18 protein-coding genes and 1 pseudogene are annotated in these 23,851 nt (G+C 71.1%); 6 read left to right on the top strand and 13 right to left on the bottom strand.

Annotated features, from left to right (window positions below):
- Together E6J59_01245 and E6J59_01240 are read right to left on the bottom strand one after the other, a co-directional pair.
- A partial coding sequence (locus tag E6J59_01245) for a type IIA DNA topoisomerase subunit B (GenBank protein ID TMB23821.1) occupies positions 1 to 1,871 on the bottom strand: 1,871 nt, incomplete at its 3' end.
- Between the two features lie 4 nt (positions 1,872 to 1,875).
- Positions 1,876 to 4,164, bottom strand: a complete 2,289-nt coding sequence (locus E6J59_01240) for a DNA topoisomerase IV subunit A (protein TMB23820.1) — start codon at positions 4,162 to 4,164, stop codon at positions 1,876 to 1,878.
- 185 nt (positions 4,165 to 4,349) lie between these two features.
- Between E6J59_01240 and E6J59_01235 the strand changes: the two genes are divergently transcribed.
- The 3 genes from E6J59_01235 to E6J59_01225 all read left to right on the top strand — a co-directional run bounded on the left by E6J59_01235 (position 4,350) and on the right by E6J59_01225 (position 6,398).
- Positions 4,350 to 4,592, top strand: a complete 243-nt coding sequence (locus E6J59_01235; GenBank protein TMB23819.1) for a hypothetical protein — start codon at positions 4,350 to 4,352, stop codon at positions 4,590 to 4,592.
- A gap of 201 nt (positions 4,593 to 4,793) precedes the next feature.
- Positions 4,794 to 5,807, top strand: coding sequence for a hypothetical protein (locus E6J59_01230; GenBank protein ID TMB23818.1), 1,014 nt, complete (start codon positions 4,794 to 4,796; stop codon positions 5,805 to 5,807).
- Positions 5,808 to 6,398, top strand: coding sequence for a hypothetical protein (locus tag E6J59_01225; protein TMB23817.1), 591 nt, complete (start codon positions 5,808 to 5,810; stop codon positions 6,396 to 6,398).
- A gap of 21 nt (positions 6,399 to 6,419) precedes the next feature.
- Here the strand turns inward: E6J59_01225 and E6J59_01220 are convergent, their stop codons facing one another.
- The 5 genes from E6J59_01220 to E6J59_01200 all read right to left on the bottom strand — a co-directional run bounded on the left by E6J59_01220 (position 6,420) and on the right by E6J59_01200 (position 11,483).
- On the bottom strand, positions 6,420 to 7,823 hold the full coding sequence (locus E6J59_01220) for a selenium-binding protein (protein TMB23822.1): 1,404 nt from the start codon (positions 7,821 to 7,823) through the stop codon (positions 6,420 to 6,422).
- A 928-nt stretch (positions 7,824 to 8,751) separates the two neighbouring features.
- On the bottom strand, positions 8,752 to 9,519 hold the full coding sequence (locus tag E6J59_01215; protein ID TMB23816.1) for a hypothetical protein: 768 nt from the start codon (positions 9,517 to 9,519) through the stop codon (positions 8,752 to 8,754).
- Positions 9,520 to 9,590: 71 nt separating this feature from the next.
- Positions 9,591 to 11,060, bottom strand: a complete 1,470-nt coding sequence (locus tag E6J59_01210) for a wax ester/triacylglycerol synthase family O-acyltransferase (GenBank protein ID TMB23815.1) — start codon at positions 11,058 to 11,060, stop codon at positions 9,591 to 9,593.
- Between the two features lie 8 nt (positions 11,061 to 11,068).
- Entirely contained in the window at positions 11,069 to 11,275 is a 207-nt protein-coding gene (locus tag E6J59_01205; GenBank protein ID TMB23814.1) for a dodecin domain-containing protein, read from the bottom strand.
- A 7-nt stretch (positions 11,276 to 11,282) separates the two neighbouring features.
- A complete protein-coding gene (locus tag E6J59_01200) occupies positions 11,283 to 11,483 on the bottom strand; it encodes a dodecin domain-containing protein (protein TMB23813.1) in 201 nt (66 codons plus the stop codon).
- A 69-nt stretch (positions 11,484 to 11,552) separates the two neighbouring features.
- On the opposite strand from E6J59_01200, the gene E6J59_01195 reads away from it, so the two are divergent.
- Positions 11,553 to 14,114 carry an FtsX-like permease family protein gene (locus E6J59_01195; protein ID TMB23812.1) on the top strand — a complete coding sequence of 854 codons (2,562 nt, stop codon included), beginning with the start codon at positions 11,553 to 11,555 and terminating at the stop codon, positions 14,112 to 14,114.
- A 24-nt stretch (positions 14,115 to 14,138) separates the two neighbouring features.
- On the top strand, positions 14,139 to 15,230 hold the full coding sequence (locus tag E6J59_01190) for a hypothetical protein (protein TMB23811.1): 1,092 nt from the start codon (positions 14,139 to 14,141) through the stop codon (positions 15,228 to 15,230).
- A gap of 8 nt (positions 15,231 to 15,238) precedes the next feature.
- Here the strand turns inward: E6J59_01190 and E6J59_01185 are convergent, their stop codons facing one another.
- Positions 15,239 to 17,107: a GMC family oxidoreductase gene (locus E6J59_01185; GenBank protein TMB23810.1), complete on the bottom strand. Its 1,869-nt coding sequence runs from the start codon at positions 17,105 to 17,107 to the stop codon at positions 15,239 to 15,241.
- A gap of 9 nt (positions 17,108 to 17,116) precedes the next feature.
- Positions 17,117 to 18,136: a gluconate 2-dehydrogenase subunit 3 family protein gene (locus E6J59_01180; GenBank protein TMB23809.1), complete on the bottom strand. Its 1,020-nt coding sequence runs from the start codon at positions 18,134 to 18,136 to the stop codon at positions 17,117 to 17,119.
- Between the two features lie 422 nt (positions 18,137 to 18,558).
- On the opposite strand from E6J59_01180, the pseudogene E6J59_01175 reads away from it, so the two are divergent.
- A pseudogene (locus tag E6J59_01175) lies at positions 18,559 to 18,768 on the top strand (hypothetical protein).
- 13 nt (positions 18,769 to 18,781) lie between these two features.
- On the opposite strand, the gene E6J59_01170 reads toward E6J59_01175, so the two are convergent.
- From E6J59_01170 to E6J59_01155, 4 genes are all read right to left on the bottom strand, one after another.
- A complete protein-coding gene (locus tag E6J59_01170) occupies positions 18,782 to 19,579 on the bottom strand; it encodes an outer membrane lipoprotein-sorting protein (protein ID TMB23808.1) in 798 nt (265 codons plus the stop codon).
- Complete coding sequence (locus E6J59_01165; protein TMB23807.1) at positions 19,576 to 20,448, bottom strand: carotenoid biosynthesis protein; 873 nt, start codon at positions 20,446 to 20,448, stop codon at positions 19,576 to 19,578. Before E6J59_01165 ends, E6J59_01170 begins: the two co-directional genes overlap by 4 nt.
- Before the next feature lie 4 nt (positions 20,449 to 20,452).
- Complete coding sequence (locus E6J59_01160; protein ID TMB23806.1) at positions 20,453 to 22,567, bottom strand: hypothetical protein; 2,115 nt, start codon at positions 22,565 to 22,567, stop codon at positions 20,453 to 20,455.
- 984 nt (positions 22,568 to 23,551) lie between these two features.
- Entirely contained in the window at positions 23,552 to 23,851 is a 300-nt protein-coding gene (locus E6J59_01155) for a M23 family metallopeptidase (protein ID TMB23805.1), read from the bottom strand.

Raw genomic sequence — 23,851 nt, 5'->3', positions numbered from 1 at the left:
ATGAACTCGAAGCGCGGCGCGACCTCGCGGCCCATGAGGGTCTGGATCGTCTGCTCGGTCCGGGCGGCGTCGCGGATCGCGACCTTGAGGAGCGCGCGGCGCGCCGGGTCGAGCGTCGTCTCCTTGAGCGTCGAGGGGTTCATCTCGCCGAGGCCCTTGAAGCGCTGCACCTGGAGCGTGCCGCGGCCGCCGTTCCGTGCGGCGAGGAGCCGCTCCTTCTCGGCGTCGTCGCGCGCCCAGAGGACCTCCTTGCCGGCGTCGATGCGGTAGAGCGGCGGCTGCGCGATGTAGACGTAGCCCTGGCGGATCAGCTCGGGGAGGTGGCGGTAGAAGAAGGTGAGCAGCAGCGTGCAGATGTGGTTCCCGTCCGAGTCCGCGTCCATGAGCAGGCATATCTTGTGGTAGCGGAGCTTGGCCGGGTCGAAGGCCTTGCCCGTGCCGCAGCCGAGCGCGGAGACGATGTCGGAGAGCTCCTTGTTGGTGAGCACCTTCGCGGTCGAGGCCTGCTCGGTGTTGAGCACCTTGCCGCGCAGGGGGAGGATCGCCTGGAAGGCGCGGTCGCGCCCCTGCTTGGCCGAGCCGCCGGCCGAGTCGCCCTCGACGATGAAGAGCTCGCACTCCGAGGGGTCCGTCGAGCTGCAGTCGGCGAGCTTGCCGGGAAGGTTCAGGCGGTGCGAGACCGCTCCCTTGCGCTGCACCTCGGCGGCGGCGGCGCGTGACGCGCTCCGCGCTCGCGCCGCCAGCACGACGCGGCTCGCGATCGCGTCGCCGGTGGTGCGGTTCGCGTTGAGCGCGTTCTCGAGCGCGCTGCGCACGATCCCGTCGATCAGCGGCGTCACCTCGGTGTTGTTGAGGCGCTCCTTGGTCTGCCCCTGGAACTGGGGCTGCGGGATCTTGATGGCGAGCACGGCGACCAGCCCCTCGCGCACGTCCTCGGCGGCGATCGAGAGCCCGCGCGGCACGAGGTTGTGGACGGTCAGATAGTTGCGGACGGCCTTCGCGAGCCCGGCGCGCAGCCCGTTCTCGTGCGCGCCGCCCGAGGTGGTCGGGATGCTGTTCACGTAGGAGAGGACACGCTCCTCGGTCGCCTCGGTCCAGGCGAGCGCGCAGTCGAGGTGGAGGCCGTCCTGCTGCTTCTGGATGGTGAACACTTCGCCCGCCAGCGGGCTTCGCTCGGCCTCGCCGACCAGCTTGAGCAGGTACGCGCGCAGCCCGTCCTCGTAGCGGTAGACCGCCTTCGTGCCCGCGTGCTCGTCGTGGAACTCGACCGTGAGCCCGCCGTGCAGGTACGCCTTCGCCTCGAGCAGCTCGGCGATGGTCTTGGGATCGAAGCGCACCTCGGGGAAGATCTTCGGGTCCGGGCGGAAGAAGATGGAGGTGCCGCTGCCGCGCGCGGGGCCGACCTTCTTGAGCGTGCTCGCCGGCTTGCCGCGCGCGAAGCTCTGCTCCCATTCCGCGCCGTCGCGGCGCACGCGCGCCACGAGCTTCTCCGAGAGCGCGGTGACCACCGAGGCGCCCACGCCGTGGAGGCCGCCCGAGTGATAGTAGTTCTTCGCCTCGAACTTCCCGCCCGCGTGGAGTGTGGTCAGGATGAGCTCGAGGGCCGGCTTCTTGTACTGCGCGTGGCGGTCGACCGGGATGCCGCGGCCGTTGTCGGCGACGGTGGCCGAGGCGCCGTCCTTGTGGAGCGTGACCGTGATCCGGTCGGCGTGGCCGTTCATCGCCTCGTCGACGGAGTTGTCGACCAGCTCCCATATCAGATGATGCAGGCCCGCCGCGTCGACGCCGCCGATGTACATGCCGGGCCGGCGGCGGACCGGCTCCAGGCCCTCGAGCACCAGGATGTCCTTCGCGGTGTAGCTCGATGCCATCCCCTCACCCCACCTCGTCCAGGCGCTTCAGGGCCGCGACCCCGCCGCGCTTCACCACCTTCTGCCCCTTGCCGGCGCGCTTGCCCGCCGGCACGTCACTGACGTCGAAGCGGCGCTCGGTGCCTTCGGGCGTGAGCGCGAGGAAGCCCGCCTGCTTCGGGAGCGCGAGGGCGCCGACGATTCGGTCATCGCCCTCTTTGCTCGGGCGCATGAGGATGACGCCGCGGCCGGGGCCGGAGAGCTCGGCCACCTCGTCGAGCGCGAAGCGGAGCATCTTCCCGCGCCGGGTGGCGACCACGACCGTCGGGCCGGTGACCGGCTCGATCGAGACGATCTCGTCGCCCTCGCCGACGCGCGCCACGCGCCGCCCCGCACGCGTCGTCTCGGAGAGATCGGGCGTGGTGCGGAAGCCGTAGCCCTTCGCGGTGGCGACCAGGACCGCCGTCTTCTCGAGACCCGGGAGCGCCGGCTGCGCCTCGCCCCCGCCGTCCTCGCGCAGGAGCTGCGCCGCCACCACCCGCTCGCCGTCGCCGAACTTGAGGAGCGACTGCACGGGCTCGCCGTAGCCGGTGGTGGCGGGCACGTCGGCCACGCGCAGCACGTAGAGCGTGCCGCGGGTCGAGAAGAGGACGAGCCGGTCGCGCGTCGTCCCGGGGAGCACGGCCGCGAGCGCGTCGCCCTCGCGGAGGCGCGTCGAGGCGGGGTCCTTCACCTCGCGCACGCGCTTCAGCCACCCGTCGCGGGAGAGGATGACGGTCGCCTCCTCGTGCACGATGTAGGCCTCGGGGTCGTAGGCGAGCTCCTCGCCCGCCGCGAGCTGGGTGCGGCGCTTGTCGCCGTACTTCTCGCCCAGGGCGGCGAGCTCGGCGCGGATCATCTTCCAGCGCTCGCGCGGGCGGGCGAGGAGGGCCTCGATCTCCTTGAGACGCTTCTTCCTCTCGGCCCGCTCGCTCCGGATCTTCTCGATCTCGAGGCGGGCGAGCTGGTAGAGGCGGATGTCGAGGATCGCGTCCGCCTGCACCTGGTCGAGCTTGAAGGCGGCCATCAGCTGCCGGGCGGCGTCGGCGCGCGACTCGGCCTTGCGGATGATGCGGATGGCGCGGTCGAGGTCGTCGTAGATGCGGGCGAGCGCGTCCAGGATGTGGAGGCGCGCCTCGAGCTGGCGCTGCTCGTGCTCGAGCCGGCGCGTCACCACCTGCAGGCGGAAGTCGAGGAACTGGCGGCAGAGGTCACGGAGGGTGACGCGCGCCGGCTGACCCACGGCCGGGTTCGCGGTGGGGAGGAGGCAGGTCAGGTTGACGTTGAAGTTCGTCTGCAGCGCGGTGTGCTTGTAGAGGTAGGCCATCGCGGTCTCGGGCGACGCGTCGGCCTTGAGCTCGAGGACGATGCGCACGTCGGCGGTCGACTCGTCGCGCACGTCGAGCACCTGCGGGAGCTTCCGCGCCAGGATCTCCTGCCCGATGTGCAGGACCAGCTCCGCCTTGTTGACGGTGTAGGGGATCGAGGTGACGACGATCTGCCGCTTGCCGCGCGGCAGCGACTCGAGCTGGTACTGGCCGCGGAGGCGGACGGCACCCTGCCCGCTCTCGTAGATCTCGCGCAGCTCCTTCTTCGTGTTCAGGATCTCGCCCCCGGTCGGGAAGTCGGGGCCCTTCACGTGCTTGAGCAGCCCCTTCACGTCGAGGTCGGGCTCGTCGATCATGGCGGTCAGCGCCGCCACCACCTCGCTCAGGTTGTGGGGCGGGATGTTGGTCGCCATGCCGACCGCGATGCCGGTCGAGCCGTTCATGAGAAGCTGCGGGATGGCGCTCGGGAGGACGGTCGGCTCCTCGAGCATGGCGTCGAAGGTGGCGCGCAGGGGCACCGTCTCCGCCGCCAGGTCGGCGAGCATCTCCTCGGCGAGCGGCGTGAGACGCGCCTCGGTGTAGCGGTACGCGGCCGCGGCGTCCCCGTCGAGCGAGCCGAAGTTGCCCTCGCCGTGCACCAGCGGGTAGCGGAGCGCGAAGGGCTGCGCCATGCGCACCATCGCCTCGTAGGCCGCCTGGTCGCCGTGCGGGTGATACTTGCCGAGCACCTCGCCGACGATGGCCGCCGACTTCCGCGGCCGCGCCCCCGCCGTCAGGCGGAGGTTCTGGTACATGGCGTAGAGGATGCGGCGCTGGACGGGCTTCAACCCGTCGCGGGCATCGGGAAGCGCACGCGAAGTGATGACGCTGAGGGCGTAGCTGAGATAGCGCTCCTCGGCGGCTTCGCGGAGATCGGTCTCGAGTGGCAGTGCTGCGGCTCGACCCATCGTCCCCCTCCCCACCCCCGTCGGCCGGCATCTTAGCAGTCCGAACGGCGAAGGCGAGCGGCGCGCGCCCGCGCGCGGCCGGGCCGGTTTGCAAGGCTTTGCCGGCTGGCGCCGCGTATTCTCGGGGCTGGCCGATGGCACCGGCCTTGCTCCGGCGCCCTCCCGTGCAGAGAGGGGACGGCTCCATGGTGATCCGGGTGCTGCTCGTTGCGGACGGTCCGGACGCCGCGGCGACGGCCGTGTCGAACACCGTCGAGATCAACACCACCGACCCTCGCTGGCCGGCCTGGCTCGTGGATGCGATCACGTTCCAGGCCCGCGAAGGCGCCCGGCGGCTGCGCGATCGGCTGATCGCGGAGCAGGCGATCGCGGGCGACGGATCCGTATCGCTCCCGGCGGTCGGCCCCGCCGCCCAGGCCGGACGCTAGCCTGCCGCGCCGGGACTGTCGCTGCCGCGGCACGGCAGAGCAGCTGCGCCGTCGGTTCGCACCGAATTCGCGGTATCTGCGGCGACGACCCGACGCTCGCGGATATCGCTTCCCCAGACCCCGAGACCCGGGCCTACCGCCGGCCCGTGTTCGAGACCGGATACGGTGCCCGGTATCCTGAGGTCGCTTCGAGGGACGACGATGAGCGGGACGCAGCGCGAGTGGTGGGCGAAGCTCCGGGACTACTTCGACGGCAACGAGCGGTTCGCCTCCGAGCCGGGCCGAACGGAGCGCGAGAAGGCGCCGGTGCGTGAGTTCCTCAAGTATCTCGGCGTCGAGTTCGGGGAGGAGGAGTTGGCTGTCCCGCCGAAGGACGGCGAGGTGGAGGTGCGCTTCCGGGACGCGCGCCTGCAGAACGTCGAGCGCATGGAGCCAGCCAGTCGCCGGCACGAGGAGGTCCGGCAGTTCGCTGAGCACGTGCGGAGCGCCGCCCCGGAGGCACCCCCATGCGACAGCGTGCCGATGCGCACCGCCGAGCTGCTCAGGGAAGTGGTCAAGGCGCTGGACAAGAAGAGCCGCAAGACGGCGAACCGCGCCTCGCTCGACGCGCTGGTGTACGTAAACATCCCCGGTCGCCATCTGCACCCGGGGCCAGACGTGATCGAAGAAGACACGAGTATCGTGGCGCAATTCGGCTGGCGGTCGGTGTCGGTGCTATGGCCGCCCTACGCGGCCGTGATGTGCGCGAAGTCGGCGGCGCCGAGGTTCCTTCGCATGAAGACCGGGCGGATCATCCGCTATTCCGGTATCGCATGGGAGGGCGCGGCGCTGCCGGCCGGCGAGACCTCCGTCGCGCACGTCGCCTGGTCCGCTCTCGCCAACTTCGCCGTGGTGGGCTATGTCGCGCTCGGCGCCCTCGTTCTTGCCACTCGCGCGATGCGCGACGCGTTCGGTACACAGGGCACTCGGCTTGCCCACGAGGTGTGGGTCGTCGAGGCGGAGTCCGCGACCCCAGCCGGCTGGAGCGTCGTGAGCACTTGCGTGTCACTTCAAGATGCCACGGCGCGCCTCGGCCATTTGGCGCAGCGGTTCGCAGGCGTTCCCGTCTTCGAGCGTCGCCGCTGGCGACTGCGCGAGGTCACGACGGGCGAAGTCGTGCCGGGTGAGCTATTCGGCTGCTGGCCGAACGGCGACGGCGGCCTCGGAGAGCCGTGATTGACGGATAGCGGATCGCGTGCCGGCATCTCCTGGCGCGCGTACCAAGAGGGAACGAGCGGTGCCGTGTGCCCGTTGACCGATCTCGGCGACTATGTCGTCCACCACGACCCGTTCGTGTTCTTCAACGACATCACCCGGGCCAACGACGCCCACGCGCCGTCCTGCGTCGCCCATGTGCGCCCCTACGCTGAGCTGCAAGCCAGCCTCAACGACGACACGGCAGCACGCTACAACTTCATCACACCAAGCGTGTGCGACGACATGCACACCGACTGCGCCCCGCTGAACGACAGGGTGAAGCAGGGTGACACGTGGCTGTCGACGGAGCTGCCGAAGCTCCTCGTCTCACGGGCCTACGCCAACAACGGCGCCATCTTCATCACCTGGGACGAGGGCAAGCCCGGCGACGGCCCGATCGGTATGATCGTGCTCTCGCCCAAGGCCAAGGGCGGGGGGTACCAGAACACCATCCACTACACCCACAGCTCGACGCTGCGCACGATCGAGGAGATCTTCGGCGTGACCCCGATGCTGGGCGACGCGGCGAACGCCACCGACTTGAGCGACCTGTTCGCCAGCTTCCCGTAGACGGGCGCGGCCGGAGCGACCTCAGGGCGCCGCGGCCGGACGCCCGGCCTCGCCGCCGTAGATCTGGTTCTTGTAGAAGCGCTCCTGGCCGAAGCGCATGGTGTGCGGACGCCCGAGCCGCTCCTTCAGGAAGTCGACCGCGAAGAGCGGCGTGAGCTGCTTCTCGTCCCAGGCGTACGCCTTCAGGAACTGCTCGTTGTCCTTGCCCTTCTTGTCCCACTTGGAGAGCAGCGACGAGGTGAAGTAGACCCGCTTCCCGTCCCAGGTCTCCGACACCATCCCCACCTGGGAGCCGATCTTCCGCTCGTGCACCAGCTTCGGCTCGTGCGGGTCGCTCACGTCGTAGACGCGGCAGGTGCCGTCCATGAAGGTGCCGACGAAGAGAAAGCGATCGTCGGCCGAGAGGCTGAAGTCGGCGGGAAGCGGAATGTACATCGGGTTCGCGATGTCCGCGACCGCGCTAGCCGTGAACGAGCCGTCGTCCTGCTGCTCCACCAGCCAGAGCTTGGAGGTCAGCGCGGTGGTGGTGAAGGCGTAGTCGTGCCGGGGCCCGAGGGCCCAGCGGATCTCCAGCGGGGCGCCGCGCACGTCGAGCGTCTGGATCGGCTTGCGGGCGTGGAAGTCCCAGACCACCATCGTGTTGCCGAAGCGCTTCACCGCCTGCGCGTCGTTCATCACCTTGCCGATCGGCGCCATGTAGTTGTTCCAGCCGGTGAAGGACGACGTGAGCATGCGGTTGAGCCGCGGCTGCACCCGGGCGTCGTAGCCGTACGGGGCCTTGTCCGGCAGCCAGAGCGTCCGGATGAACTTACCGTCGTTGTCGTACTCGACGAGCGCCGTCCTGCCGCCGTGGTCCTTGCTGTTGGAGAGGCCGGTGATCAGCATCCGACCCGGGAGGGCGAAGAAGGTGTGCGGGCCCACGACGCCGCCGCTGTCCTTGACGAAGGTGGCGATGGTGCGGACGAGCTTCGGGTGCGCCGGGGCCGGCGCCACGTCGAAGACCCAGATCATGCTGTCGTCGAGGCCGCCGGCCCAGAGGTAACGGCGGTCGTCGGTGAAGCCCGCATCATGCGCCTCGTGCCGGCCGCCCACCGACACCGAGGAGATCACCTTGCCGTAGTGTGCCGCGTCCGCCGGGTTGGCGCCGATCGCGACCAGCTTGTCGGAGCCGTCGCCCACGCCCTCGATGCCGAGCGTCCAGACGTAGACGTAATCCTCCTGCCCCATGATCTTGGGCATGTACGGCGACAGGCAGGTCTCGTCCGCGCGCGCCGCAGCGAGACCCAGCAGCAGGGCGGCCAGCGCCGCGCTCGTCACGAACCGGTGGGTCGGACGCTGAGCGGCTGACGCCGGCCGGCAGCGCACGGGGCGGTAGCCGGCGGCCCTACGCCGCCTTCCGCCCCACGCCTCGAAGCCCGAGTGCATCTTGCAGTTGTGGCAGCGCGGGTCCTGGCGCGTCTCCCAGTAGTCCCAGTCGACGCCGCCGAAGAACTCCTTCCAGGTGGCGTAGTGCTGCCCCTCGATCAGGTAGCAGGGGCCCTTCCAGCCCTTCGGCGTGAAGGTGGGGTTGCCCCACGGTGTGCACGGGTACTCGCGCAGGCCGGCCGCGAACTGGAGGAAGAGCGGCGTGGACGATATCTTCCTGTAGCGCGTGGCGAGCGCGACGATGCGGCGGAACTTCTGGTGGATCTCCTCGAGGAAGAGGAAGTGCTCGTCGCCGGGGATGGACTCGTAATGGTAGCCGGGGGAGAGGAGGATGCCGTCCACGTCGAGCTCGGTCAGGAACGCGCACATCTCCTCGATCTCCTCGACGTCGGTCTCGCGGTACACGGTGGTGTTGGTGCAGACGTAGTAGCCGAGCCGCTTCCCCTCCTTGATCATCGCGATCGCCTTGTCGAAGACGCCGGCGCGGTCGACCACGTAGTCGTGCGTCTTCTGCATGCCGTCCAGGTGGACGTTGATCGAGAGGCGCTTGTGGGGCCGGGCCTTCCTGTAGAAGCGGTCCAAGAGGATCGCATTGGTGCACATGATGACGTGCTTGCGGCGCGCGATGATACCCTCCACCAGCTCGACGATCTCCGGGTACACGGTCGGCTCGCCGCCGCACACCGAGACCACCGGCGCGCCGCACTCGTCGACCGCCGCGAAGCATTTGGAGAGCGAGAGACGGTCCTTCAGGTCGCCCGTGTAGCGCTCGGGCGAGCAGCCGATGCAGGCGAGGTTGCAGGTGTGGAGCGGCTCGAGCATGAGCACGACCGGCACGCGCTTGTTGCCCGCCCACCAGTTCTTGAGCTGCCACCGGACCATGTCGGTCGCGATGTGGAGAGGATATCGCATCGAGCCTCCTCGTCGGTCAGCCGCCGGCGGCGATCGCCGCCTCGGGCGGGGCGGCGAGCGCCTCCACCTCGAGCACGGCCATGATGGCACCGAGCCGGCGCGCCGCCAACCGCTGCCGCCGCGCGAGCCGGGCGGCCGCCGGCCAGAGCCGTGGCCGGAGCACAATCGTCGCGAGCGCACCGCCGGCGCGCACCTCGCCCGTTGCCTCGTCGATGACGTCGAGCGCGGCGGGCAGCGCCTCGCCCGCCCCGTCGAGCACCACGCGGAGCGCGGCGAAGGGGATCCCCCGGGTGCGGGCGGCGGCCGCGAGCGCGCCGCTCTCCATCTCGACGGCGAGCGCGCCCGTTGCGCCGAGCGCCACCTTGGCCGCCGCGGTGCCGAGCACGACCGGGCTCGCGACCAGCGCTCCCGCGTGCACGCGGAAGCCCCGTCCGGCGGCCCAGACGGCCAGGCCCGCGCCCGCTGCGGGCACGCGCTCGGCGGGCTGGCCGGCCCCCTCGAGCACGATCACGCTCTCGGCCGTGACCAGGTCGCCGGCGGCGAGCCAGTCGACCAGCCCTCCCGCGCAGCCGCAGGCGAGGAAGGCGCCCGCGGGCGGCGCTGCCGCCGCCGCGGCCGAGGCGCGCGCCGGACCGATCCCGGTCTGCACCACCAGGCACGAGGCGCCGTCGGCGAGTCGACCGCTCCAGGTGCGCGGCGACCCGGCCGGCTCCACCGCCCGGAGTGCCTCGGTCACGGCCCGCCGCTCCCAGCCGAGCGCGGTGAAGATGGCGAGATCAAACATGAAGTGAGACCCGGCAGCTACTACAAACCGATCGGTCAGGCAACCGCTGGCCGAGTGGTCAGGACGCGACTTCAGGCCACCTGGCTCGGCGCCGCCGCCCGGCGCTGGCGTTCGGGGAGGACGGGGCTGTGCCGCTCCACCCGCTCGACCCCGGCCAGGACGCGGAGCTCCTCGAACCCCGCCTGGAGCAGATCGCACAGGCCCTCGCTGTTCGGCACCAGGGCCGGGTCGGCCGTGATGCCGATGGTGAGGGTGTCGGCGTAGCTCAAGATCGCGAAGGCGAGACCCACCCCCTGCGTGAGGGGCACGACCGGGACGAGCTTCTCGAGCCGCTTCCCCTGCACGTAGAGCGACACGGGCGGTCCCGGAATGTTGGTGCAGACGGTGTTGATGGGCGAAGCCTGGACCTGGAGCCAGCCGAGGGGCTTCTGTACCGCCGCCGGCAGGAACTCCATCAGGTCCAGCACGCGGGTGAAGCGTGCCGCCTGGCCGCGCTCCTTCAAGTGCGCGGTCGCCGCCCGCACCTGGCGCAGGCGCTCGAGGGGGTCGAAGATGCGGACCGGGAGCGGCGCCACCAGCATCGACACGCGATTGCCGAGCTTCAGGTGCTCGTCGCTCCGCCGCACGTTGACCGGCAGCATGGCGCGCAGCTCGATGCGATCGGGGTTCTGACCCGCGCGCTCGAGGTAGGCGCGCAGCGCGGCGCTGATGGTCGACAGCACGACGTCGTTCACCGTGCCGCCGAGGCGGTCCTTCACCGCCTTCACCTCGTTGAGGGAGAAGGTCGTCCACACGATCCGGCGGAGAATGCTCACGTGGCCGTTGAACGGCGTGGAGGGGACGTCGGACAGCACCATGCGGCCCAGCTCGGCGACGGCGTCGACGGCGTGCCGGAGCTCGGCGAGCGCGCGCCCGGGATTGCGCGCCAGGTCGACCACGGCGTGCACGCGCGCGAGGCCGCCCTGCACGCCGTCGCGCACGGCGCGCAGGAGTTGCAGCGTCGGGGTGGGCAGCGCTGGCGCCTCGCGCCTCCCCTCCGGCGGCGGCACCGGCGCGGGGGTGGGGCTCGGGTCGAACATCACGCCGAGGAGCTGCACCCCGCTCACGCCGTCGATCATGCAGTGATGCACCTTGGCGAAGATGACGCTCCGCTCTTCGCGGTAGCCGTCGATCTGGTGCAGCTCCCAGAGCGGCCGCGAGCGCTTGAGCGGCTGCGCGAAGAGGCGGCTCACGAGCGTGACGAGCTGCTCGTCGCTGCCCGGCGGCCGAAGCTGCTGGTGCAGCACGTGGTGGCGGATGTCGAACTGCGGGTCGGGCTCCCAGGTGGGATGCGCCAGGTTGAGCGGCACGGACACCACGCGCTCGGTGTAGCGCGGGATGAGATGCAGGCGCCCGGCGAGGTCGGCGAGCAGCCGGTCGAAGTCGATCGCCCCCTCGACCGTGTACACGCCGCCCACGTGCAGGAGCTGCCCGGTACGCTCGAGATAGTAGAAGGCCGCATCGAGCGACGTCATGCGGCTGCCGTTGGTGGGCTGCGACATCGCCCGCCTCAGGTGCCTTCGAGGACGAACGTCACCTGCACGGTGGCGCGGTACTCGGCGATCTTTCCGCCCTCGACCGCGGCGTTCTCCTTCAGCACCTCGATGCCGGTGATGCCGCGCAGCGTCTTGTTGGCGCGCTCGAGGGCGTTGCGGACCGCGTCCTCCCAGCTGTGCGGCGAGGCGCCGATGATCTGCGTGATGCGTGCGACCGCCATGATCCCCTCAGTCCAGGACGAAGGTGATCTTCATGTCGACCCGGTACTCGACGATCAGCCCGCGCTCGACCTTCACCCGCTTGCCGAGCACCTCGAGCCCGGTGATGCCGCGCAGCGTGCGCGCCGCGCGTGCCATCCCCTCCTCGACCGCCTCCCGGAAGCCGTCGGGGGACGACGCGATGATCTCGGTGACCCGGGCGACCGCCATCCGGCCCCGGCGTAACAGAGATGCGCGACCTGGCGCAAGCTCCGCTTTGGCGGCCATACTGCCGGCCCCATGGGAGCGCTCGCCCTCGCCCGCCGCCACCTCCGGGGCCAGGGCCCGCGCGCGGCGCTCACCGCGGCGGGGGTGGCGTGCGGGGTGGCGCTCGTGGTCGCCATCCGCATCATCAACGCGAGCACGCTCGCCTCGTTCACCGACGCGATCGAGGACCTGGCCGGCACCGCGGCCCTCCAGGTGCGCGGGCCGGGGCCCTTCCCCGAGGAGGTCGCGGAGCGGCTCCGCGCGATCCCCGGCGTCGACCACGCCGTCCCGATCGTCACCGCGACCTTCTTCGGCACGGAGCCCCCCATCGCCGGCGAGGCCCTCTCGGTCTTCGCCGCCGACGTGACCGACGGGCACGCCATCCGTACGCTCCACCTGGTCAAGGCCGGCGAGCACGTGGTCGACGACCCGCTCGGCTTTCTCGTCGACCCGCGCAGCCTGATCGTGACCGACGCGCTCGCCGCGCGGCTCGGCATCACGACGGGCGCGTCGCTCCCGCTCCGCACCCCGCACGGCATCGAGACCTTCACCGTGCGCGGCGTGCTGCCGCCCGGCGGCGTCGGGCGCGCCTTCGGCGGCAACCTGATCCTGATGGACGTGGTCGGCGCGCAGCTGGTGCTGGGCGAGGACGGGCTCATCGATCAGGTGGACGTGACCCTCGAGCCGGGCGTGCGGGTGGAGGACGTGGAGCCGCGCCTCGACGCGGCGCTCCCGGCGGGGCTCGAGGCGATCCGCCCCGCTCGCCGCGGCGAGCAGATCGAGCGCTACCTGGCCTCCTTCCAGACCCTGCTCTCGGGGCTCTCGGGCCTGGCGCTCCTGGCGTCCATCTTCGTGGTCGGGAGCGCGGTCGCGACCTCGGTCGCCGCCCGCCGCCGCGAGCTCGGCATCCTCCGCTGCGCCGGCGCCGAGCGGCGCCAGGTGGCCGCGCTCGTGCTGGGCGACGCGCTCGCCACGGGGACGGTCGGCGCCGCGGCGGGCGTGCCGCTCGGGATCGTGCTCGCGCGCCTCCTCCTCCGCACGGTGAGCGAGTCGACCGAGCTCATCTTCTCGATGACGGTCTTCACGGCCCGGCTCGAGCTGTCGGCCTGGTCGCTCGTCGTGGGCGTCGCCACCGGCATCGGGGCCGCCGTCTTCGCCGCCTGGCTGCCCGCGCGCGACGCCGCGCTCGTCTCGCCGCTCGTCGCCGTGCGCAGCGCCGACGCGGAGCACGCCACGCGCCGCTGGCGGCCGCACGGGACGATCCTCGCGGCCGCCCTGCTCACGGGCGGCGGGCTCTGGGCCGAGAAGCGCTTCGACTCGCCCTGGTGCGGGAACGTGGCCGCGCTCGCCGCCGACTTCGCCCTCGTGCTCGTCTTCATGCGCCTTGCCGGCGGGGCCGCGGCCCTCTTCCTCGGCCCCGCGCGCGAGGCGCTCGGCTTCGCGGGCCGCCTCGCCGTCGACCGCCTCGTTCGCATCCCGGACCAGCTCGCGCTCGCGGCGGCGGTCCTCGCCCTCGGTCTCGGCCTCATGATGACGGCCGCGACCGTGGCGCGGAGCTTCGAGCAGTCAGTGCTCGACTTCATCCGCCGCCAGGTGCACGCCGACCTGGTGGTCGCCTCGACCGCCACCACGGGCTGGATCGAGGCGCCGCTCGACGAGGGCGTCGGCGACCGCCTCGCGGCCGTCCCGGGCGTGGCCCGCGTCGAGCGCGTGCGGCTCGCCGAGCACGCCTACCGCGGCGCGCGCATCAGCATCGACTCGCTCGACGCGAGCGCCTTCGCGCCCGAGCGCGAGGCGGACTTCAGCTTCGCGGCGGGCGATCCGCAGGCGGCGCTCGCCGCGGTGCGCGCCAGCACGGGCGTCCTCGTGTCGCGCAACTTCGCGCGCCAGTTCGACGTGGGCGTGGGCGCGACGCTCCGTCTCGACACGCCCGGCGGGCCGTTCGAGGCCCCGGTGGTCGGCGTGGTGGTGGACTACGTCTCGCCGCGGGGCAGCGTCATCCTCGCCCGCCCGACCTACCAGCGCTGGTGGGCGGATCGGGCGGTCAACCGCTTCCACGTGACGCTCGCGCCCGGCGCGTCGCTCGACGCCGTCCGTCACGCGGCCTTCGCGGCGGTGGGCGCCGCGCAGGGCGTGAAGGTGCTGACCCAGCGCGAGCTCTATGCCTACCACCAGGACGCCGTGCGGCGCGCCTTCCGCCTGACCGACGCGCTCGAGATCCTGCCCCTGGTGGTCGCCGCGCTCGGCCTCGCCGAGGCGCTCCTCGCCGTCTCGCTGGATCGCCGCCGCGAGTTCGCGCTCCTGCGCGCGGCAGGCGCGACGCGTGCGCAGGTGGCGCGCGCGGTGGTGGGCGAGTCGGCGGGAGTGGGCGTGCTCGGGCTCGCCGGCGGGCTCGCGATCGGCCTCGTCCTGGCGCTCCTCTGGGTGCGGGTCAACTTCACCTACCAGCTCGGCTGGGAGATCGACTTCCACTTCGCCGCGGGGAGCATCCCCGCGGCCGCGCTGGCGGCGCTCCTGGTGAGCATCCCCGCCGGGCTCCTGCCCGCCCGGCGGGTGGCGCGGCTGCCGGTGCTGGAGGCGCTGCGGGCGGAGTAGCGACCGTGGTAGACGGGACGGGCCATGGGGCGCTCTACACTCTTCGCCCTGCTGCTCCTCGCTGCTTGCGGCGGCATGCGGCTCGAGGACCGCACCACCGACCCGACGCTCCCCGCCTCCGCCCTCGAGGTGGTCGCCGACCTCGACTACCCGCCCGGCAACATCGCGGTCTCGGGCACGGGCCGCGTCTTCTTCACGCTGCACCCGAACGGCGACCCGCCGATCAAGCTGGTCGAGCTGATCGGCGGGAAGCCGGTGCCGTATCCGGACGAGGCGTCGCAGAGGACGAGGTTCGACTCGCCGCTCGCCGTCCGCATCGATCGCCAGGGCCGGCTCTGGACCCTCGACTTCGCCCGCTACGGGCGCGGGCAGCCGCGGCTTCTCGCCTTCGACCTCGCCACCAACACGCTCGTCCACCAGTACGAGTTCCCCTCCGATGTGGCCGGCTTCCTCTCCATGCTGAACGACTTCCAGGTCGACCCGCGCGGCGAGAAGATCTACATCGCCGAGACGAGCCCCATCCGCCAGAGGCCGGCGCTCGTCGTCTATGACATCGCCAGGCACACCAGCCGGCGCGTGCTCGACGGCCACCCCTCCGTGCAGGCGGGCAACTACGTCACCCGCACGCCCGAGCGGACGATCAGGGTCCTCGGCGTCTACACCGTCAGGATCGGCGTCGACTCGATCACGCTCGACGACCGCGGCGAGTGGCTCTACTATGGCCCCTTCAGCGGCGACCGCCTCTACCGCGTCGCCACCCGCGACCTGAACGACGCGTCATTGACGCCCGAGGCGCTCGGCGCGCGCGTCGAGACCTTCGGCCCCAAGACGATCAGCGACGGGCTCTCGATCGACGCCGCGGACACGGTCTACCTGAGCGACCCCGAGCACTCCGCGATCCTCGCGCTCGGTCAGGACCGGAAGCTGACGACGCTCCTGAAGGACCCGCGGCTGCGCTGGCCCGACGGCTTCAGCTTCGGCCCCGACGGCTGGCTCTACGTGACCTGCAGCTCGCTCCAGCACGTCATGTTCCGCACGACGGCGCACATGAAGGCCAACGCCCCGTACCAGGTGTTCCGCTTCAAGCCGGGGCTACGGGGGGTGCCGGGGCATTGAGTCTCGGCCTAGCTGCCCGGCGTCGTGCCCGCGAGGCCGTGCGCGACCTTGAGCGCTACGGCGAAGATGGTGAGCGTCGGGTTATAGCCCGACGAGGTCGGGAATACGCTGCCGTCGCAGGCGTAGAGGTTGTCGAGGTCGTGGAAGCGGCCCTGCGCATCCGCGACGGAGGTCGCCGGGGTGCTGCCCATGCGCAGCGTGCCCATGATGTGCCGCGACGACGGCGGTCCGACCAGGAAGGGATCGATCGGCGTCGTGAAGATCTTGTCGTCGAGCTTGGCCTCCGGGACCCCTGACTGCCGGAGCACCTGGCGGAGAATGGCCCTCAGGTGGGGGAGGTAGAAGCAGCGGGTTGCGAGCTCGTAAGGGTGGCTCTTGTAGGTGATGCGCGCCACCGGCTGGCCGTAGACGTCGGTGAAGCGACTGTCGAGGTCGACGTAGTTCGTGAGCTGGGGGGCGTCCTCGGCCTGCATGGTCATACCGAGCAGGTGCTGGCCGAGAGCCAGGTCGCGCAGCGCGTTCTTGAGCATGGTCCCGCGACGGATGCCGAGCTGCACGTAGCTGGCGCCGTCCTCGGTGATCGGCTGACCTTGCGAGGCGCCGAACTCGCAGATGCCGCCCAGGGCGACGACCGGCGTGCCGCCGCCAAACACCCGTATCTCCTCGCCGCCGGGCATGACGCCGCGGAAGTCGGAGATGCCGTGGGTTACGGCACGGCCGCGCTGGCCGTGCACGCGCTGCGGGACGAAGCCGTTCACGTTGGTCTGCAGGTGGAACATGAGGTTCCGTCCCACCTGCCCGCTCGAGTTGCCGAGCCCGGGGCCGCCCGGGTCCGAGAGCAGGCAGAGGCGGGCCGACTCGATGGCGCTCGCGGCCAGCATGAAGACGTGCGCGCGGGCGGTCTGGCGGTTGCCGTCGCCGTCGATGTATTCGGCCGCGCTGACGACCCGCCCCTGGTAGAGCAGGCGGGTGACGCGCGCGTTGAAGCGCAGCTGGCACTTTTTGGTGAGCAGCGCGCGCCGCAGCGTCGTCACCGCCGGCGAGCCCTTCGAGTTGTTCGGGCAGCCGAAGCCGCTGCACAGCCCGCAGTCGACGCACGGCGGACGGTCGTCGGGAGCCGTCGGGTCGTAGGAGCGCGCGAAGCGGGTGGTGATGGCGGCGGGGTAGGTGTGCGGGTTGAGCGCGCCGATGTCCGGCACGCTCACCTCCTTCGCCGCGTCGGCGATGAGCAGGTTCATGTACATGCCCAAGCCTGCCGGCGTGGGATAGGGCTGGCTCCGCCGCGACTCGTAGATGCTGTCGGCGTTCCCCTGCGTGCCGTAAAGGCGCTCGGCCTCGACGTAGAACGGCTCGAGGTCGTCGTAGGTGAACGGCCAGTCGGCGAAATTGGCGGCCGGGCTCGCGGGATCGTTGAAGCCGGGCACGACGAGGCCCGGAGTGGCGCCGATCAGCGCCTCGATCGCCGACTTGAGCCGGAAGTCGACGGCGTTGAAGCGCGGGGTCTTGCAGTCGGCGTGCTGGAAGGCGCCGCCCACGGCCTTCGGCAGCGAGTTGACGTCGTCCATTAGGGAGCCGAGCCTCGTGGCGTCGCCGCGGAAGGTCCGCGGCTCGAGGAACGGATCCTGGAAGATGTAGTTGCGGACCGAGTACTTGAGCTCGTCGTTGCTGTGGAGCGGAAACGGCAGCGGCTTCGGGTCGTCGAGGCCGGGGAACGGGTTGTCGCCCGTCTCGAGCACGAGCACCGTCTTGCCGGCGGCCGTGAGGACGTGGGCCGCGCTCCCCCCGCCTGCTCCGCTCCCGATGATGCAGACGTCGAAGGGCTCGGTGAGGCTCGGCTCCCCGAGGACGTCGTCCGCTTCGCGCTTGCGTCGCGCCATGCGCGTCTCTCAGCAGGTCTCGAAGGCGCGTGTGACGGTGACGATCAGGTTCTGGATCGCGTCCGCGTCGGCCGAGATCGGGCGGGGCGTCAGGACGCCGCCCGGGAACTCGTCGGGATTGGGTGTCGTCATCGGGTGGTCGGTGCGCTCGTTGTAGTCGTTCTTCTGGCGCGAGAAGATCGAGTAGCCGAGGGGCTGATCGTCGCCCTCGAGACCGATCATCTTCCACCCCCGCCGGCCGTGGTTGCCGCCGTACTCGGGCACCGCGAAGCAGCCCTCGAGGGTGTGCTGGATCACGAGGTCGAGGAAGGTAACGCCGCGGCGGGGGTCGCGACGCAGCACGGCCGGGCGGTCGAGCATGGCGAGAACCTCGTCCTGTTTCGCCTCCGTGAGGCGCACAAATGGGGCGCCCGCCATCATCCGCGCGACCTCGTCCACGCGCGCGAGCCCCGCCTGGTAGATGTCGCGCAACCCTGTGAGCGGTCCGAGCGCCGCGTCGTTGAAGTCGGCGCCGGGTACCGCCCCCGAGCCGAACAGCTCTGCGCGCCAGCGGAGCTCTTGGACGCGCGTCAGGGGGATGAAGCGCTTGAAGGCGTTCTTCGGCCGCTTGCGCGAGGGCTGGCCCGTGTCGTTGTCGGGAAAGGGGTTGCGGTTGCTGAACGGGCCGCCGGCGAAGATGAGCGGGACGCGAGCGCGGCGATCGAACGCCGTCAGCATGCGCTCGATATAGACGGCCGAGCCGAGTGCCCTGGCGCCCGGATCCTGGTCGGGCGGGATGATGCGGTCGCAGAGGGCCTGTAGGGTGGCGAACTCGTGGCGCGTGAGGAAGCGGCCCCGCGCGGCAGCGTAGGCCCGGCTCGCCCGAGTGAACGGCGAGGCCGCCGCGGCGAGCAGCAGCGCGAGCGCCTTCAGGAACTCGCGCCGGCTGAGAAGGACGGCGGCCGAGGCCGGCGGCGCATCCCAGCAGAGCTCCGCAGGCGCGGACTCGCGTGGCGCCGCGGGCAGGCGGGCGAGCTTGAGCCGGAGCACGCGGGCTTATAGCCATAGTCGAGCTTGCCGGGTCAAGATTCGCGGGCCGCGCGTGTCGCGGGCCGCGCGTCCGCCGCGCGCGCCGCGACCGGCATCCCGACCGTGCTTGCCCACGACTCCTACCTCCTCAACCTCGCCGTCCCCGTGGGACGCGCTCCGTGTGCGAGCGCCGCGGGGCTACGACGCCGCCATGGCGGAGCTCGCGGGAGCGCCATGTTTGGCCGACGTATTGGTTTGCCCGTTACGGCATGGGTCTGCTACCAGTCTCCATGCCCAGATCGGGCCGGCGCGCAGCGAGCACTGCCGCGTTGCTGAAGCGGGTCCTCGCTTCGCCCTCCTACCGCGGCAAGCACGTCATCCTCCTGCGCGGCAAGGTGTACACCGCGGCTTCGGGTCGTGAACTCACCCGGCTGTTCGACCGTCTGGTGAAGGAGCACCCCGGAGCAACGCCGACCCTGGCCTATGTCCCGACGGCGCAGACGCTCGTGCTGATCCTGCTGCGCGCCGAGGAGCGGGCGGAGCGCGGCCAGCGCCGCGGGCGTGCCGGCGAGCGCGTAGTCGGGCACGCGGCGGCCGGCGGCCGCCGCCCCGGTACTCGGAGCCGCCGCCCACGGCGGCGAAGATTGCGCCCGGACGCCTCGGTCCTCAGTGTCCCTTCTGCACGTTCGCTACCGCAAACGTGTCGTCCGGGACGCCCGTGTTGTAACGCACGTTGCGGACCTTGAAGAGGGTGTGCGTGCCGTACTGGACGTTGGCGACGTTGGACTCGAGCGCGGTCGCGTAGTCCTGGATGCGCTCGTAGCGCTTCATCGTCACGGTCTTGAAGAGCCGTCCCTCGAGGTCGTACACCTCGACCTTCCAGAGCAGGAAGTCGCCGGTGCCGAACCACAGGCGGTAGCGCGAGTACGGGAACTCCTTGTTCTTCGGCTCGAGCCCGACCACGTGGCAGGGTTTCCCGTCGACCTCGGTCTCGGGCCCGAGCGTCGCCGTCGCCTCGCTGTCGTTCCACTGCTGGATGCGCACGAGGAGCTCGAGGTCCCGGTAGCTCAGATCGGTGCCCATGAAGTTCTCGTCGCGCGCCGCGTCACCGAGGCGGCGCGCCTTGCGCGTGGACGGCGTCCACACCCACTGCTGGTCCTTCTCGCCGCGCGGCGAGAGGTGGAGGAAGAGCGTCCCGGTCACGTCGGCGGGCGCGGTGAACTCCATGAAGGTGCGGTGCTCGCCGCGCGGCTCGGTCTGCTCGCTCACGTTCGCCTCGCGCGTGCGCGCGAGCGTGGTCGTGTAGGTCTCCATGGTCGCCTCGAGTACCCGGTCGCGCCAGGTCGAGAACCCGTTCTTCTTCTGCGCGGTGTCGATGACCTCGCGCCCGGTGAGCGCGGCCGCCGGCGTGAGCGAGCCGCAAGCGAGGACGAGGGCAGCGACCAGCGAGAGGCGCTTCGTCATGACGACCTCCACGAGATCTCGGGCGACAGCACGAGGGGCGAGGCGGGAAAGTCCGCGCGATGGCGGGCCAGCTCCGCGTTGCCGGCGCGGCGCAGCGGATCGCGCGCCCGCCGGATGAACAGCGCGCTCACGGGCACGAAGAGAAGGCTCCCGAGGAGCGCCAGCACGACCTCGCCGATCCAGAGCGTGATCGCCAGGTTGAAGACGAGAATTCCCAGATAGAGGAGCGGCTCGAGCAGCCCGCCCCAGGGCACGTGTCGCACGCCCGCCGCCGGCCACGCCGTCCGCCGCTCGAGCGCCTGGAAGGCCGCGATGGTGGCGCCCGCGACCACGAACCAGCCGGCGTAGTTGCTGAGCGGCACGCCGAAGTGGATGCCGCCCTCGGGATAGTAGTAGATGCGGCCGAGGAACCAGCGCTCGCCCCGCACCGTGAGCGGGTCGATCACCAGGTCGAGGAGCGTGGTCAGGAAGGCGCCGGTCACGAGTACGCGCCACGAGGTGCGGATGGCACGCGTGTCGGCCACCTGGAAGTCGCCCCGGCCGCACACGAGCGGCGCAGAGAGGAAGATGGCGAGCGCGTAGCCGAGGTAGCAGAGGAAGGTGAAGGAGAGCGAGTCGAAGAACGGCACGTTCGCGAGCCAGAGCTCCTGGTCGCGCGTCGCGTCCACGTAGACGTAGAGGCCGAACGGAAAGCCGTTGCGCGTCGAGCTGAACTCGGCCGCGTAGGCGATCGCCCACGCGACCGCCGAGAAGGTCACCGTCTTCGCCCACCCCATCCTGGTGACCGCCGCGAACACGTACACGGCGAGAAAGACGAACACGTACGGCCGCAGCATGAGCGTTCCGACGAGTAGGTGGAGAAATCCCATCGCGTCAACGCTCCTGCCTGCGCCTGCCTCCGAGCAGGCGCTTCAAGAGGCCGCCCGCGGCTTCGCCCAGGTTGCTCCCGCCGAGGAGCGCGCGCGCCACGGTGGCCGCGAACGCCGGGTCGGGGCTCACGTGAGGCCGGCCCACCGGCCCGCGGGCACGGAGCGGGATGGTGAGCCGCCCGCTCGTGTCGACCAGCACGGGCCGCGCGCTCGACTGGCCGAGCAGGTCGTCGGTGAGCGCCGGGGAGGCGACCACGCGGAGGGTCGCGTCCAGGTCGCCGTCGAGGCCGAGGCTCCCCTCTCCGTGCGCCTCGTAGCTCGACGCGGCGAGCACCAGGTCGTCCGAGCGGATGCGGCCGCCCGCGAGACGGCCGGAGCCCGAGAGACGCGTGAAGCGGAGGTCGTCGCTCGCGAACAGGTCCGGGTAGCGCTCGCGCAGGCGGTCCGCCACACCCGGCTTCAAGAAGGCCTCGAGTGCATCGAGCACCGGGCGCCCGAGGCCGGCGCCCTCGATGCGCCCGTCGGTGACCGCGAACCGTCCCTCGCCGGTCGCCCCGCTCGTGAACGTGGGTGCCTCGGGTGGCGGACCGGCGAGCGTGCCGTGCAGCTCGAGCGTCCCCGCGGGCCGCGGCCGATCCTTCGCCGCCGGGAGCTCGGCCAGCTGGAGGCCACGCGCGTCGAGCTCGGCCCTCAGCCCGGCGCCCTTCCCCTCGCTCGTCAGATGGGCCGTCCCCTCGACCGTGCCGCCGAGCGTCTCGAGCCTCGCCGACTCGAGATCGAGTACCGGCGGGCTCGCATGCAGGTTCGCGGTCAGCCGTTTCACGACGACCCGGCCGAAGGCGCCCGGGCCGGCCTGAAGCGAGCCGCGGTAGGCGGGCCGCCCGCCCGCCAGCTCGAGCACGCCCTCGCTCACGATGTCCTCGAGGCGGAGGTCGGCGGTGGCGAGGCGGGCGCGGATCGCGACCGGCACGGGCGCGGCGAAGTGCGGCTGGCGCGCGTCCACGGCCACGTCGGCCAGCTCCACCGTCCGGCCCGCGGAGAGGTCACGATAGCGCAGGGTGCCGTGGCGGAGCCGGAGCGAGGCGAGCTGGAAGGCGGAGGGGGCTCCGGCGGTGGCCGCGGCGGCCGGCGCCCCTGGCGGGGCCGCCGTCTTCCCGAGCGAGTCGATGTTCACGGCGCCCGCCTGCGTGCGCACCAGGTTCACCACCGGCGCCTCGATGAGGACGCGATCGACGACCAGCCGGCGGCGGACGAGCGGCAGGAGCTGCAGCCTGAGCTCGATCTCGCGCGCCGTGAGGAAGGGCTCCCTCGTCCCCAGCGCGGGCTCCTCCGCGATCGAGACGCCCGCGAGCGTGACGCCCGCCCCGCCGCGGATGGTGAAGCCGAGGCGCTCGGCCGTGAGCTCGCGTCCGAGCCCCTTCCCCACCTCGGCGAGCAGCCGATCCGAGTGCGTCGAGGCGTAGTCGGCGAGCGCGGCGAGCGCCGCCACCACGACCAGGGCCACGCCCGCCGCCACGAGCGCGACCCGCCGGAACCGCCTCACCCCTCGAACTCCTCGTAGTTGGTGACGCGCCAGGCGCCGTCGGCGAGGCGCACGGTGACGAGCCAGCGGCGCTCGAGGCGGTCCGCGTCCTCGATCGTGATGCTGCCCCGGTAGAGATAGCGAACGGCCTCGGTGCCGTCGGGATGCTCCTCGAGAAGCCGGTAGTGCACGCTCGGCTTGCGTGTGGCCTCGTCGATCACCTGGCCCTGCACGAGCCGCAGCTCGTCCTCCACCTTGTGCCGCGCGAGGTCGGCGGTGAACTCGAGCGCGGCGGGCAGATCGATGCGCACGTAGTGCGCGTCGAGGAAGCGCTCGGCGGTACCACGCGGCGTGTTCGCGGCGGCGCGGCAGCCCGCGACGAGGAGCGCGGACAGCACGAGAGTGCGCGCGGTGCCATGGCGCATCCTCACCGTGCTTCGGGGACCTAGCAGGAACCGTGTCCACCTTACAAGAACGGCGAGATAGCCACCTGAGGCCGGCGGGTTGTGGGGTGGAGTGGGGTGACGTCGGCAACAAACGGCAACAAACCGTTGGCGCCAACCCCGCCATCGCCGTCGAGGTCGAGTTGGACCGCATCCCCGAAGTCCTGAGCGAGAATCGAGCGGCTGCGAGTTCCCCCGCTGTAGGCGCACCTACGCTGCTGGCGGGCGCTGCTCGGTGACGACGAACTGCCTGAGCAAGACGCCGCGCGTCGGGGCTGCACCATGTTCGGATGGACGGCCAAGAGATGATCGCGAGGGCGCACTCCTCCTCGTTCCCAATTCGGTCGGCCTCCGATGGATAGTACCGCCAACAGTGCGATGGTCGCCGTCATCGGAGACCGCTGCATTGCAGACAGAGGGGACTCACGCTACCTGTGGGCCCAATGCGCCTCCTCGCCGTGTGGCTCCTTGTTGGCCTCTTCGCACCAGGTATGAGCCACGCGGAGTTCGTGCGAAAGCGCGCGACTTCAAATGCCTGACCAAGGGGGTCAAGGCCGAAGGCAAGCACTTCTACATCTTCAACCGCAACCGCAAGCGTCTCCGGGAAGCGGTCGAGATGAGCCGCAGCGGAGACCTCGGGAAAGGGCTATCCCGAAGGCACCATCCTTCAGCTCCTCCCAGGCGAGGCGATGGCCAAGCGCGGCGGCCCCTACAACTCCGGGGGCAACGGCTGGGAGTGGTTCAGGCTCACCTTCACGCCGCACGGCCGCGCCAAGGTCGATAGGCATGGGCGACAGCCTGATCGCTGGAATCACTTTGGCGAACAAGGGCATGCTGCTGACGCGGAACAGGCAGCACTTTGCACGCGTTCCAGGTCTCGCGCTGGGAACCCTGCGAGACTGAACAGGCCTGCAAGAAGAAGCCGTAGTGCCGACGCCCCTCATCTCGCCAACGTGACCAGCCTGGAGCACGAGCGGTGGAAGCGGGCGCACCCCCGAGTTCTGCCGCCAGATGGGTATCTGGACTGCCCCCGCCCTGGCTCATCAGTAGCGTCCTCCCTTCCCCCGCGCGCGACAAGAGGATCGTGGGGCCGCAACGGACACACTCGCTCCCCAGCCGGCACCGACAACCCCATAAGCTAGCAGCTTCGCGCGTCTCTTCGTGCCGCTCTCGCCGTGCGCTTACCTTTCGCCCGTCCCGCGCTCGTGAAGTACGGTCGGGGGTCGATCGCATCGCCGCCCCACCACCGCCCGTCGCTCGGGCGCACCATCACCTGGAAGTGCAGATGCGGCTCGCGCCGATGAGCGTCCCCAGTCGTGCCGACGGAGCCAATCACTTGGCCGCGGACGAGACGGGTGTCCTTCGCCAGCCCGTGACAATACGCAGCCAGGTGGGCGTAGTAGTAGATGAAATGTTCGCTCTCGTCGGTTGCATATAT

It is taken from the genome of Deltaproteobacteria bacterium, from assembly GCA_005879795.1.
GTDB lineage: Bacteria > Desulfobacterota > Binatia > DP-6 > DP-6 > DP-6.
Note: the sequence above shows the minus strand (reverse complement) of the source record. Positions and strands in the feature narration are given on the sequence as shown.

Bases quoted from the DNA above. Each gene is read 5' to 3' on its own strand.
- E6J59_01170 (TMB23808.1), bottom strand. From the start codon at position 19,579: ATGACGAAGCGCCTCTCGCTGGTCGCTGCCCTCGTCCTCGCTTGCGGC.
- E6J59_01205 (TMB23814.1), bottom strand. From the start codon at position 11,275: ATGGCGGTCGCACGCATCACGCAGATCATCGGCGCCTCGCCGCACAGC.
- E6J59_01235 (TMB23819.1), top strand. From the start codon at position 4,350: ATGGTGATCCGGGTGCTGCTCGTTGCGGACGGTCCGGACGCCGCGGCG.
- E6J59_01215 (TMB23816.1), bottom strand. From the start codon at position 9,519: ATGTTTGATCTCGCCATCTTCACCGCGCTCGGCTGGGAGCGGCGGGCC.
- E6J59_01185 (TMB23810.1), bottom strand. From the start codon at position 17,107: ATGGCGCGACGCAAGCGCGAAGCGGACGACGTCCTCGGGGAGCCGAGC.
- E6J59_01190 (TMB23811.1), top strand. From the start codon at position 14,139: ATGGGGCGCTCTACACTCTTCGCCCTGCTGCTCCTCGCTGCTTGCGGC.
- E6J59_01195 (TMB23812.1), top strand. From the start codon at position 11,553: ATGGGAGCGCTCGCCCTCGCCCGCCGCCACCTCCGGGGCCAGGGCCCG.
- E6J59_01210 (TMB23815.1), bottom strand. From the start codon at position 11,060: ATGTCGCAGCCCACCAACGGCAGCCGCATGACGTCGCTCGATGCGGCC.
- E6J59_01240 (TMB23820.1), bottom strand. From the start codon at position 4,164: ATGGGTCGAGCCGCAGCACTGCCACTCGAGACCGATCTCCGCGAAGCC.
- E6J59_01160 (TMB23806.1), bottom strand. From the start codon at position 22,567: ATGCGGTCCAACTCGACCTCGACGGCGATGGCGGGGTTGGCGCCAACG.
- E6J59_01230 (TMB23818.1), top strand. From the start codon at position 4,794: ATGAGCGGGACGCAGCGCGAGTGGTGGGCGAAGCTCCGGGACTACTTC.
- E6J59_01165 (TMB23807.1), bottom strand. From the start codon at position 20,448: ATGGGATTTCTCCACCTACTCGTCGGAACGCTCATGCTGCGGCCGTAC.
- E6J59_01220 (TMB23822.1), bottom strand. From the start codon at position 7,823: ATGCACTCGGGCTTCGAGGCGTGGGGCGGAAGGCGGCGTAGGGCCGCC.
- E6J59_01200 (TMB23813.1), bottom strand. From the start codon at position 11,483: ATGGCGGTCGCCCGGGTCACCGAGATCATCGCGTCGTCCCCCGACGGC.